This is a genomic window from Stenotrophomonas sp. 05L414_2 (assembly GCF_056397905.1).
This window is the reverse complement of record NZ_JBFTOJ010000152.1, coordinates 1-10,479: the sequence shown is the minus strand read 5'-3', so window position 1 is coordinate 10,479 and position 10,479 is coordinate 1. Positions and strand designations below refer to the sequence as shown.

Sequence of the window (10,479 nt, the reverse complement as noted above, 5' to 3'; positions counted from 1 at the left end):
CTCTTGACCTTGGTGTACAGGAACTCAGCCGACGCAACGATGCCATACCACGGCAGCTCGTGATCGAAGGCGATGTTGGACTTCCACACCGACGGCAGCTTCAGGTCAGGCGCAGCGATGTCCACGTTCTGACGAGCACCGGCACCCGCAGCCGGGATGTACGGCGGATTGGTGTTCGGGGTGAAAATGCCGGTCTGGTTACGAACGGTGTACTCGGTGTAGTTCAGGCCGGTGTTCTGGTAGGCACCTGCCAGCCACACGTTCGGGGCCGCGCCACCGAACAGGCCCACACCGCCGCGCAGCTGGGTCGGACGATCGCTGTCGAAGGTGTAGTTGAAGCCGAAGCGCGGCTGCACCAGCTTGCTGTCGGGCAGCTGGGTGTTGTCGTAGCCGTACAGTTCCATGATGCGCGGGTTGTACAGCTTCTGCGTGCCGAAGTCCGGCATGTCGACGCGGACGCCGGCCTGCACGGTCAGGTTGCTGTTGATGGCCCAGCTGTCCTGGATGAACASRCCGGTGTTCTTCAGCGTGTACTTGGCCGGGATGTCRTCGTAGCTGCCGCCGGCGCGCGGCGCACGCACAACGTACTGGTTGACGCGACCTGCAGCGAAATCGCTGAGGTTGTTGAACACATACGCGCCGTTGACGTTACGACCGTAGTAGTTCAGCAGGTCGTTGTCGGAGTAGTCGAAGCCGAACTTGACGGTGTGGTCGCCGACGTACCAGGTGGCGGCACCGAAGGCGCTCAGCTCCTTGCTCTCGACCGCGTTGACGTGCGAGTTCTGCTCGGTACCGAAGTACAGCGAGTCATTGCCGCTGGCGCCAAAACCACGGATCTGGATCTGCGGCAGGCTCGACGGCGTGGTACGGACCGAGGTGTATTCCTTGTGCGAGATCTTGAACTCGGTCGAGAAATTCTCGGACCAGTCGCTGAACAGCTCGCCCATCCAGGATTCGTAGGTCTTCGGCTGCTGGTACCAGAAGGTGCTCAGCGAAACCGCGCTGTTGCTGATCTGCGGGAAGCGGACAACATTCTGCTCGAGCTTGTTGTAACGCACCGCGGCACGGTGGTTCTCGTTGATGTTCCAGTCGATCTTCAGCGCGTACTCTTCGACCTCGGTCTTGTTGGCCGGGGCGTTGAGCGAACCTGCGTCGAAGCCGTAACCGGTCGCGATCTGCTGCGCGCGGGTGATGTCGGCATCGGTGATGGTGCCCTTGCCGTACGGCGAATCGGTCAGGCTGACGCCCGGGGCCGAACGCTCCATCTTTTCGTAGTTGGCGAAGAAGAACAGCTTGTCCTTGACGATCGGGCCGCCGAAGGTCATGCCGTAGGTCTTTTCGTCATCAAAACCGTTGAAGCGGACATCGTCCAGGTTCTTGCGGACCATGTCCTTGTCGCGGTACGCGTAATACACGGTGCCGCCGAAGTTGTTGGTACCCGACTTGGTCACCGCATTGATCACCGCGCCCGTACCGCCGGCAATGGTGGTGTCGTAGTTGGCGATGTCGATGTTGATTTCCTGGATCGCATCCATCGACACCGGCTGACGCTCGGTCGGCAGGTTGTTGGATTCCAGGCCGAACGGATCGCCGGCACCGATGCCATCGATGCGGATCGCGTTGTAACGGGTGTTCTGACCACCGACCGAGATGGCACCGTCGGCCTTGCTGACCTGCGAGATGCGCGGATCGAGGCGGATGTAATCCTGGATGTTGCGGTTCACCGACGGCAGCGACTCCAGCGTTTCGCGGTTGACGTTGGTGCCGGTGCCCATCTTGTAGGCGCTGAACAGGTCGCTGCCCACTGCGGCAGCCACGACCTGGACGGCATCCAGATTGGTGGCGGCAACATCGCCGGCCAGGTTGGCGTTGACCGTGTTGACCTGGTTCAGGTTGAGGTACACGCCCTCTTCGGTCTTGGTGCCCTCACCCGGCTTGGTGATGGTGATGGTGTACGGACCACCCACGCGCAGGCCGCGCGCGTTGTAACGACCCGACGCATCGGTGGTCGCACGCGAAACGGTGCCCGATTCGGTGTGGGTGATGGTGACTTCAGCACCAGCAACAGGCGCGCCCGCATTGGACACGACCTGGCCGCCGACACCGGCAGAGGTGCTCTGGGCGAAGGCGGGAGCGGCGGCGAGCGCAGCCACGAGACCAAGGGTGAGCTTGGACATCCGGAATGGGTGAGTCATTGTTCGGTAGCCTCGATGCGAGTTGGCGATGGCGGAAAAAAAGCGCATCCAAGCAGCCTTGCGGGCGGCTGTTCGGACATTTATCTGGGGTTCCCTACCGTGAACGGCAGCTGCCGCAACGGTTAACACTAGATTAACACGCTACGCTTTCAATGTGACGGTTGTGCGACAAACGGCACCGGATCGCAACGCTATCGTGACGGAATCTTCATTCCGCTTTACGAACGTCTTCACTCGTCGATGGCGGATTGCCCGCATCGAGCACCTGCCCGCGCCACGCCAGTCCGGCAGCGGACAACAGGGTCACGGCCGCTGCCGCGGCGGCCTCGGGGCCGCATGCGGCCGGGTCCTGGTCGATCGAATAGGCCCGCGCACGCAGGGCGGTACGCAAGGGGCCAGGATACAGGCCACTCACCCGCACCGGGCTGCGGGCCAGCTCGTCATGCAGGCTGCCGATCAGCCCGCGCAGGCCGTGCTGGGCGACACCGTAGCCGCCCCAGTACGCCTGCCCCACCCGCTCAGGGGCATCCACGGTGAATACCAGCGCCGCATCTTCACGCTGGCGCAGCAACGGCAGGCAGGCCTGGGCCAGCCAAGCCGGAGCGGTCAGGGTGACGTGCACGGCGCGGGCGAAGCTGGCCGGGTCGGCCAGCTCGAACGGGGTCAGGCCGGGAAAGTGGGCCGCGCAGACCAGCAGGCCATCAAGGCGCCCCAGCTCCTGCGCCACCGCCTGGGCCAGTTCGGCATAGTCGTCGGGACCGGCACCTTCCAGGTCCAACGGGTACAACAGGGGCTCCGGCCCAACCGCCTGCACCTGGGCGTAGACCCGGTCCAGCCTTCGTGGCTTGCGCCCCAGCAGGACCACGGTCGCCCCCGCCTCAGCGGCTGCAACAGCGGCAGCGCTGCCGAGCCCGCCGCCCGCACCGGCAATGAGCACCACACGGTCCTGCAATGGGCGGCCATCAAGCGCCCCGTCTGCCGGTGACGTCGATGGCCAGGCGCTCATCCCTGCGCAGCCTCTTCGACGATGCGCTTGAGCTCGCCGGCTTCGAACAGTTCCATGACGATGTCGCAGCCGCCAATCAACTCGCCGTTGATGAACAGCTGCGGGAAGGTGGGCAGATTGGAGAAGCGCGGCAGATTGGCGCGGATCTCCGGCTCTTCCAGCACATTGACCGTGCGCAGCGCGACGGCGCCTGCGGCCATCAAGGCCTGCACGGCGCGGCTGGAGTAGCCGCACATGGGGTATTGCGGGGTGCCCTTCATGAACAGCACGAGCGGGTAACGATCCACCTCGGCCTGGATTTGCTGCATTACCGCCACACCTCACTCCTTGCTTCGCCGGACAAACCAACCGTGATGGTCGGCTAGACTGCCCACGGTAGCTGCCATTGTAAGCCGATGGTACCGGCTGCCGCCGCCCCCTGGCCACGAACCTGTCCATGCCCGTCGAACTGCCCGCCCTGCCCTACCTGCCCTCGTCCCTGCAGCCGCACCTGTCGGCACAGACCGTGGAACTGCATCACGGTCGCCACCATCGCGCCTACATCGAGGCGGTCAATGCCGCCATTGTCGGCACCGAATGGGAAGAAGCCACACTGGAGGACATTGTCCGCCACGCCCAGGGCGCGCTGTTCGATGCCGCCGCCCAAGCGTGGAACCACGGCTTCTACTGGCAGTGCCTGCGCCCGCGCGGCGGTGGCGAGCCGCAGGGCCGCCTGGGCGAACTGGTCAAGCGCCAGTTCGGCGACGGCCAGCGTCTGCGCGAAGAGTTCAATCGAACCGCGCTTGGCCTGTTCGGCTCCGGCTGGGTGTGGCTGGTGCAGCACCCCGGCGGGCAGCTCGGCCTGCAGGCCACCCGCAATGCGGGTACGCCGCTGACCGGCGACAGCACGCCGCTGCTCTGCTGCGATGTCTGGGAGCACGCGTACTACACCGACTACCAGAATGATCGTGCACGCTATCTGGAAGCATTCTGGCAACTGGTGAACTGGGAATTCGCCGAGAGCCAGCTGCGCTGAGACCGACGGGCATCCGTATCCGCCGGGCATGGCCCGGCGCTACCGGCATCACGCCTGGCCGTGGTGGATGCCCATCCTGGTCGGCCCCGCTCTGGTAGATGCCCACCTTGGTGGGCCCTGCTCTGGTAGATGCCCACCTTGGTGGGCGCCGCCGGCCAGCGGCCGGCACTACCGGGTTCAGCGGCGCCTGCCGGCCGACGGCCGGCATCACCTTGGTCAGCCGTTACGCAACGCGTGTACCGCGGGGGCCACCTGGGCCTGGCGGTCGAGCTCCAGGCCTACCTGCTCCAGCGCATCGGCCAGTGCATCGGCATCATCATCACGCAGGGTGGCGTGACCCACCTTGCGGCCGTCACGCGATTCCTTGCCATAATCGTGCCAATGGCCACTGGCCTGCTGCAGCACCGGCGTCGGGTCGGGCATTGCCCCCAGCCAGTTCAGCATGCAGGCATGGCCGAGCATGCGGGTACTGCCCAGCGGCAGGCCGAGCACCGCACGCAGGTGGTTCTCGAACTGGGAGGTTTCGCTGCCTTCGATGGTCCAGTGCCCGGAATTGTGCACGCGCGGCGCCATCTCGTTGGCCAGCAGTTCACCGTCGCGGCAGAACAGTTCCAGCGCGAACACACCCACGTACTGCAGGTGTTCGGCAACACGACGGGCATAGCCGATCGCTGCTTCGTGCTCGGCAGCGGACAGCACCGCCGGTGCCACGCTGGCCGACAGCACGCCGTCGACATGCCAGTTGCCGGTGACCGGCCAAGCCTGGAAGCTGCCATCGCGGCCGCGCACGGCAACCACGCTGACTTCGCGCTGGAAGGCGACAAAGCCCTCGAGGATCAGGCCGGTGCGCTCGACCTGCGCCCCCAGGGCCTGCCATGCCGCATCGATGTCCGCTTCGCTGCGCAGGCGGAACTGACCCTTGCCGTCGTAGCCCAGGCGGCGGGTCTTGAGGATGCACGGCAGGCCGAATTCGGCGGCCCTGGCAGCCAGCTCGTCGCGGCTGCGGATATCGGCGAAGGCCGGCAGCGGAATGCCGAGCTGCTGGAACAGGGTCTTCTCGCTCAACCGGTCCTGGGCCACCGCCAGCGCCGACGGCGGCGGGTAGACCGGCACGCGGTCGGCCAGCCATTGCGCGCTGTCCGCCGGCACGTTCTCGAAATCGAAGGTGATCACATCGACTTTGGCGGCGAAGTCCGCCAGTGCCTGGCGATCATCGAAGGCCCCCACGGTGAGCGGTGCCAGCGGGCCACTGCAGGCGTCGGCCGCCGGATCATACAGTTCGAAGCGCAGTCCCAGCGGCGCACCGGCCAGGACCATCATGCGGGCGAGCTGGCCGCCGCCGAGGATGCCGACGGTCAGGCTCATTGGCGCGGATCGTCGTGAGCCATCACGTCTTCGGTCTGGCGCGCGCGGAAGCTGTCCAGCGCCTGGCCGATGGCCGGCTGGTCGCTGGCCAGCATCGCGGCGGCAAACAGTGCGGCATTGGACGCGCCGGCATTGCCGATGGCGAAGGTGGCGACCGGGATGCCGGCCGGCATCTGCACGATCGACAGCAGCGAATCCATGCCGTTGAGGGCCTTGGACTGCACCGGCACGCCCAGCACCGGCACCGCGGTCTTGGCCGCGATCATGCCCGGCAGATGCGCGGCACCGCCGGCGCCGGCGATGATCGCGCGCAGCCCGCGCGAACCGGCCTGCTCGGCATAACTGAACAACACATCCGGCGTCCGATGCGCGGACACCACCTTCACTTCGAACGGAACACCCAGAGCTTCAAGCTTCTGGGCGGCGTGCTGCATGGTTTCCCAGTCGGAGCGGGAACCCATGACGATGCCGACAAGCGGCGCGATCGGGTTGGGGGTCATTGGCCGTCACCTGCCTTAAAGACGTATTCTAGCCATCTTCCACGCAAGACGAAGAACCATGGATCGCAAGCTGCTCGACCTGCTGGTGTCGCCCGACACCCGCCAGCCCCTGTCCCTGCTGGATGGCAAGGGCCTGGAAGCCCTCAACCGGGCGATCGCCGCCGGTTCCGTCAACCGCGCCGATGGCAACCCGCTGGCGCAGCCGCTGCGCGAAGCCCTGGTCACCCGCGACCGCAAGCAGGTGTTCCGCGTCGACGACGGCATCCCGGTGCTGCTGGCCGAAGAAGCCATCCCGACCGCACAGATCGCCGACTTCCCGGCCGCATGAGCGCGCTGCCGACGCCGGATCCAGCCGTCGTCGCGGCCGATGTCGCCCGCGCGTTGGCCGAGGACCTGGGCAGCGGTGACGTCACCGCCGCCCTGCTGCCCGACCAGCCCGACAGCGCCTACCTGCTATGCAAGCAGGATGCGGTGATCGCGGGCCGTGCGTGGTTCGATGCCACCCATCGCGCACTCGATGCGGACGTGCAGATCGAGTGGCGGGTGGCCGAAGGCGACAGCGTCAGCGCCGGCACCGTGCTGGCCCTGCTGCATGGGCGCAGCCGCAGTCTGGTCAGCGCCGAACGCACCTCGCTGAATTTCCTGCAGACCCTGTCCGGCACTGCCACCACCACGGCCCGCTACGTTGCTGCGGTGGAAGGTACAGGCACGCGCATTCTTGATACCCGCAAGACCCTGCCCGGCCTGCGCCTGGCCCAGAAATACGCGGTGCGGTGCGGGGGTGGCGACAACCACCGCTTCGGCCTGTACGACACGGTGATGCTGAAGGAGAACCACATCCGCGCGGCCGGTTCACTGGCTGCCGCTGTGTCGGCCGCCCGCCAGCAATGGCCACAGCTGCCGCTGGTGGTCGAGGTCGAGGACCTGGAACAGCTGCGGCAGGCGCTGGAAGCCGGCTGTGAACGCATCCTCCTGGACGACTTCAGCCCGGAACTGCGGCGCGAAGCGGTGCGCATCACCGAAGGCCGCATTCCACTGGAGGTGTCCGGCAGCGTCGGCCTCGGCGGCCTGCGCTCGATCGCCGAAGATGGCGTGGACTGCATTTCCATCGGCGGCCTGACCAAACACGTGCAGGCAATCGACCTGTCGTTGAAACTGGGTCCGCCACCGGGTTGAGGGTGGATTCGCGGATCGTGATGTTGCCGGCCAACGGCCGGCACCACCGTTCTCACACCCGGCGTTCACAACGGCGCTGCGACGCTGCGGCCATCCCCCACAGGAGCCGCGCATGCGCCGGATGCTCTTGCCTGCCTGCCTGCTGCTGGCCGCGACGCCTTTCTCGGCCGCCGCTGTCGAAGCCTGCGATGTCCCACCGCGTTTCGGCCTGAGCCCATTGGCGGTCGCCATCCGCAACACCGCCTGCAACGAGCATCGGCTCTGGTATCGCCCCTTCATCGACCGTGACGGCCGCGCCGCCAGCCTCAGTGTCACCGAGGCCGAAGGCGATCATCTGGCCGACAACGGCCTGATCGCCTGGCAACGGGTCACCAGCTACTGGCGCGAAAGCGGCACGCTCAACGCGCTGGGCAGCCAGCCCGGCGCCAGCAGCTGCTTGGCGCCGCTGGGCACGCGTTACACCGACAGCGATTGCCGCGCCTTCCTGATCGACAATCCGTGGTCGGCGGCCTTCATTTCCTGGGTGATGGTGCGTGCCGGCGTACCCGGCTTCAATACTTCCCCACGCCATATCGACTACATCCGCGCCGCCTACCAGGCGGGCCCTTCCGGCGTGCCCTACCGCCTGGTGGACCCTGCCACCGCCAAGCCTGCGCCGGGCGATCTGCTGTGCTTCCTGCGCGACCGCAGCAGCACGCTCAGTTACAGCGGATTGGTGCAGGCCCTGGGCAACGGCTCGGTCGGCCATTGGAAGTCGCATTGCGAAGTGGTGGTGGCGGCCAACCTCGGTGGCGACCAGACGCTCTACCTGGTGGGCGGCAATGTCATGAACACCGTGGCGATGCGCCTGCTGCAACTGGATCGCACCGGCACGATCAAGCTGCCGCCGCCGCGCGAGCGCGACACCACCGGCATCGACCCGACCTGCACCCCGGGCCGTGAGGACGAATGCAGCTTCAACCGGCAGGATTGGGCCGCGCTGCTGCAGTTGAATGCCACTGCGCCGCGGGTCGCACCGCTTCCGCCGGCGATACCCGCTGCGCCGACACCGGTGCCGCTGCAGCCGACAACGGAGCCTGGCAACAATCGCTGAGCAGATGCCGCTTGATCCGGTCGCCATTCGTCGCCATCTTTGGCGGATCGACACCTGACGGCTGATGCCATGCCCACCCTGCTGTTCCTGCTCATTGCCGGCGGTATCGTCTACTTCTTCTGGAACGCAGCGCGTTCGGCCGCCGAACGTGCGATCGAGCTGGGCCGCAACGCCTGCCGTGCCGCCGATGTGCAGTGGCTGGACCAGGCGGTGCACGCCACGGGCCTGCGCTTGTCGCGCGGGGAAGACGGACGCCTCGGCTTCGAGCGCACCTTCAAGTTCGAGTATTCCTACGACGGCATCGATCGCCATGTCGGCCGCATGGTGCTGCGCGGCGACCAGCTGGTTTCATTTACCGGCCCGGGCGCGGCACGGATCAGCCAGATCCGTGCGGACAACGAAGAGGCCGAGGATGTGTAGGGGCTGAAGGTGTGCCGACCAACGGTCGGCCCCACCATTACTTGACCACGCGCAGGGTCGGACGGCCTTTCGGCGGCGGACCAGCGGGCGGCGTGTCGTCCGGCGGCGCCTGCTCATCGTCGTGCAGCAGCTCATCACTGGCCGGCGCCGGATCGCCACCGGGAATGTCATCCGGCAGGGCCATGCCCTGCCCGGTTTCGCGGGCATATACCGCCAGTACGGCGCTGATCGGCACCTGCACCGGATAGCTGGTGCCGGAGAAGCGCGCCGAGAAGCTCACCGACTCGTTGTCGATCACCAGCCGTACCACCGCGCGTTCGGCGATGTTGAGCACCACCCGGCCATCCTTGATGGCTGAAGGCGGAACCTGCACGCCGGGAACGCCGGCGTCGACCAGGATGTGCGGCGTCAGCTGGTTGTCATTGATCCATTCCACCAGGGCCCGCAACAGGTACGGTCGGTGGCTGGTCATGTGGAAGAAGTCTTCGGTCATGCGTGAAGTGTAGCGCCCGACGCCCCGGCCGGGGCGGATCGCCTGCACGCCGGTCGGCGTGCAGACGGGAAAGCGGATGGCGGATCAGCCCGGCAGATCGCGCAGTTTCTTTTCCTGATCGGTCAGACTGCGGACGAAACCGGGGTGGCGGAAGATCCGGTTGCCATAGTCCTCGATCGCCTTGCCGTCCTTCGGCAACGGCACATCAAGCGACTGCAGGCGCCAGATGATCGGCGCCATCGCGCAGTCGGCCAGGCTCATTTCCGGGTTGAGGAAGAACTTGCTGGCCTTGAACAACGGCAGCGAGGCCGTCAACAGTTCCTTCAGCCGCTTTCGCCCTGCCTCGGCCTGGGTCTTGTTGCCCAGCTGGATCGCCTGCACCTGCGGCACCCAGTCGTGTTCGATACGCAGCATGGCCAGGCGGATCCGCGCGCGCGACAGCGGGTCAACCGGCATCAGCGGCGGATGCGGATAGCGCTCGTCCAGATACTCGCTGACCACCGACGCGGCATACAGCACCAGCTCGCGCTCGACCAGGGTCGGCACCGAGTGGTACGGATTGAGATCGATCAGATCTTCCGGCGGGTTCTGTGGATCCACCGGTACGAAGTCGAAACTCACGCCCTTGGCCGCCAGCACCAGGCGCACACGGTGGCACAGTACATCGTCGTTCGAGGAAAACAGCGTCAGTGTATTGCGCATGCGTACGCTCGCCGCCATCAAAGGCTCTCCTACGACAGGAGACCGCCTGCCGTATCGGCGCCGCCAGCACCGTGCTGACGGTCGACTCCTCCCCGAGTGTGCAACCGACCATCACAAAAGCCAATAGGCCCGTTGCGATGGCCGGCCCTGGATCAGTGCACGTCCTTCCAGTATTCCTTCTTSARCAGGTACACCAGGAAGGTCAGCAGGGCCAGGAACAGGATCACCCAGACACCGAGCTGCTGCCGCTTCAGCGCGGCCGGCTCGCCGGCGTATTCAAGGAAGTTGGTGATGTCGCGCACGGCCTGGTCGTACTGCGCCGCATCGACCGAACCCGGGCTTTCGATGCGCAGGCCCGTCACCGGCGGGTCCATGCCCGCTGCTTCGGCCTTGCCATGTACCGCATGCTGCAGGCCCTGCATCTCCCACAACGGATTGGGCATGGATGCGTTGGCGAACAGCGCATTGTTCCAGCCCAGCGGGCGGCTGCTGTCCAGGTAGAACGACTTCAGGT

13 protein-coding genes are annotated in these 10,479 nt (G+C 66.1%); 5 read left to right on the top strand and 8 right to left on the bottom strand.

The window, feature by feature from the left end; genetic code table 11:
* The 3 genes from AC1DJN_RS17550 to grxD all read right to left on the bottom strand — a co-directional run.
* Positions 1–2,195 (bottom strand): TonB-dependent receptor (locus tag AC1DJN_RS17550; RefSeq protein WP_478039610.1); only part of this gene is annotated, 2,195 nt, incomplete at its 3' end.
* A 208-nt stretch (positions 2,196–2,403) separates the two neighbouring features.
* Positions 2,404–3,201 carry an SDR family NAD(P)-dependent oxidoreductase gene (locus tag AC1DJN_RS17545; RefSeq protein WP_025875262.1) on the bottom strand — a complete coding sequence of 266 codons (798 nt, stop codon included), beginning with the start codon at positions 3,199–3,201 and terminating at the stop codon, positions 2,404–2,406.
* Positions 3,198–3,518 (bottom strand): Grx4 family monothiol glutaredoxin, encoded by a 321-nt coding sequence (gene grxD, locus AC1DJN_RS17540; protein ID WP_025875264.1) that lies wholly within the window; start codon positions 3,516–3,518, stop codon positions 3,198–3,200. Before grxD ends, AC1DJN_RS17545 begins: the two co-directional genes overlap by 4 nt.
* A gap of 119 nt (positions 3,519–3,637) precedes the next feature.
* Here grxD and AC1DJN_RS17535 point away from each other — a divergent pair, with 119 nt between their 5' ends.
* Positions 3,638–4,216, top strand: coding sequence for a superoxide dismutase (locus AC1DJN_RS17535; RefSeq protein ID WP_032975704.1), 579 nt, complete (start codon positions 3,638–3,640; stop codon positions 4,214–4,216).
* 216 nt (positions 4,217–4,432) lie between these two features.
* On the opposite strand, the gene AC1DJN_RS17530 is transcribed toward AC1DJN_RS17535, so the two are convergent.
* Both AC1DJN_RS17530 and purE read right to left on the bottom strand, forming a co-directional pair.
* Positions 4,433–5,581 carry a 5-(carboxyamino)imidazole ribonucleotide synthase gene (locus AC1DJN_RS17530; protein ID WP_032975702.1) on the bottom strand — a complete coding sequence of 383 codons (1,149 nt, stop codon included), beginning with the start codon at positions 5,579–5,581 and terminating at the stop codon, positions 4,433–4,435.
* Positions 5,578–6,081 carry a 5-(carboxyamino)imidazole ribonucleotide mutase gene (gene purE, locus AC1DJN_RS17525; protein ID WP_025875268.1) on the bottom strand — a complete coding sequence of 168 codons (504 nt, stop codon included), beginning with the start codon at positions 6,079–6,081 and terminating at the stop codon, positions 5,578–5,580. Before purE ends, AC1DJN_RS17530 begins: the two co-directional genes overlap by 4 nt.
* A gap of 58 nt (positions 6,082–6,139) precedes the next feature.
* Here purE and AC1DJN_RS17520 point away from each other — a divergent pair, with 58 nt between their 5' ends.
* The 4 genes from AC1DJN_RS17520 to AC1DJN_RS17505 all read left to right on the top strand — a co-directional run bounded on the left by AC1DJN_RS17520 (position 6,140) and on the right by AC1DJN_RS17505 (position 8,770).
* Complete coding sequence (locus tag AC1DJN_RS17520) at positions 6,140–6,409, top strand: Trm112 family protein (RefSeq protein WP_025875269.1); 270 nt, start codon at positions 6,140–6,142, stop codon at positions 6,407–6,409.
* Complete coding sequence (nadC, locus tag AC1DJN_RS17515) at positions 6,406–7,257, top strand: carboxylating nicotinate-nucleotide diphosphorylase (protein ID WP_032975701.1); 852 nt, start codon at positions 6,406–6,408, stop codon at positions 7,255–7,257. The genes AC1DJN_RS17520 and nadC overlap by 4 nt, the downstream gene beginning before the upstream one ends.
* Before the next feature lie 112 nt (positions 7,258–7,369).
* The gene (locus AC1DJN_RS17510; RefSeq protein WP_025875273.1) at positions 7,370–8,350 is read left to right on the top strand and encodes a DUF2272 domain-containing protein; all 981 of its coding nucleotides are present in this window, start codon (positions 7,370–7,372) and stop codon (positions 8,348–8,350) included.
* 69 nt (positions 8,351–8,419) lie between these two features.
* On the top strand, positions 8,420–8,770 hold the full coding sequence (locus tag AC1DJN_RS17505) for a DUF3301 domain-containing protein (RefSeq protein WP_025875275.1): 351 nt from the start codon (positions 8,420–8,422) through the stop codon (positions 8,768–8,770).
* 37 nt (positions 8,771–8,807) lie between these two features.
* On the opposite strand, the gene AC1DJN_RS17500 is transcribed toward AC1DJN_RS17505, so the two are convergent.
* From AC1DJN_RS17500 to AC1DJN_RS17490, 3 genes are all read right to left on the bottom strand, one after another.
* Complete coding sequence (locus AC1DJN_RS17500) at positions 8,808–9,263, bottom strand: ClpXP protease specificity-enhancing factor (RefSeq protein WP_032975698.1); 456 nt, start codon at positions 9,261–9,263, stop codon at positions 8,808–8,810.
* 84 nt (positions 9,264–9,347) lie between these two features.
* A complete protein-coding gene (locus AC1DJN_RS17495) occupies positions 9,348–9,983 on the bottom strand; it encodes a glutathione S-transferase N-terminal domain-containing protein (protein WP_025875280.1) in 636 nt (211 codons plus the stop codon).
* A 134-nt stretch (positions 9,984–10,117) separates the two neighbouring features.
* On the bottom strand, positions 10,118–10,479 hold a 362-nt coding region (locus tag AC1DJN_RS17490), incomplete at its 5' end, for a cytochrome c1 (protein ID WP_478039608.1).

What these genes read in the sequence shown, in the direction of transcription:
- nadC (WP_032975701.1), top strand. Translation starts at nt 6,406, where the DNA reads ATGAGCGCGCTGCCGACGCCGGATCCAGCCGTCGTCGCGGCCGATGTC.
- AC1DJN_RS17510 (WP_025875273.1), top strand. Translation starts at nt 7,370, where the DNA reads ATGCGCCGGATGCTCTTGCCTGCCTGCCTGCTGCTGGCCGCGACGCCT.
- AC1DJN_RS17535 (WP_032975704.1), top strand. Translation starts at nt 3,638, where the DNA reads ATGCCCGTCGAACTGCCCGCCCTGCCCTACCTGCCCTCGTCCCTGCAG.
- AC1DJN_RS17545 (WP_025875262.1), bottom strand. Translation starts at nt 3,201, where the DNA reads ATGAGCGCCTGGCCATCGACGTCACCGGCAGACGGGGCGCTTGATGGC.
- AC1DJN_RS17520 (WP_025875269.1), top strand. Translation starts at nt 6,140, where the DNA reads ATGGATCGCAAGCTGCTCGACCTGCTGGTGTCGCCCGACACCCGCCAG.
- AC1DJN_RS17495 (WP_025875280.1), bottom strand. Translation starts at nt 9,983, where the DNA reads ATGGCGGCGAGCGTACGCATGCGCAATACACTGACGCTGTTTTCCTCG.
- AC1DJN_RS17505 (WP_025875275.1), top strand. Translation starts at nt 8,420, where the DNA reads ATGCCCACCCTGCTGTTCCTGCTCATTGCCGGCGGTATCGTCTACTTC.
- AC1DJN_RS17530 (WP_032975702.1), bottom strand. Translation starts at nt 5,581, where the DNA reads ATGAGCCTGACCGTCGGCATCCTCGGCGGCGGCCAGCTCGCCCGCATG.
- AC1DJN_RS17500 (WP_032975698.1), bottom strand. Translation starts at nt 9,263, where the DNA reads ATGACCGAAGACTTCTTCCACATGACCAGCCACCGACCGTACCTGTTG.
- purE (WP_025875268.1), bottom strand. Translation starts at nt 6,081, where the DNA reads ATGACCCCCAACCCGATCGCGCCGCTTGTCGGCATCGTCATGGGTTCC.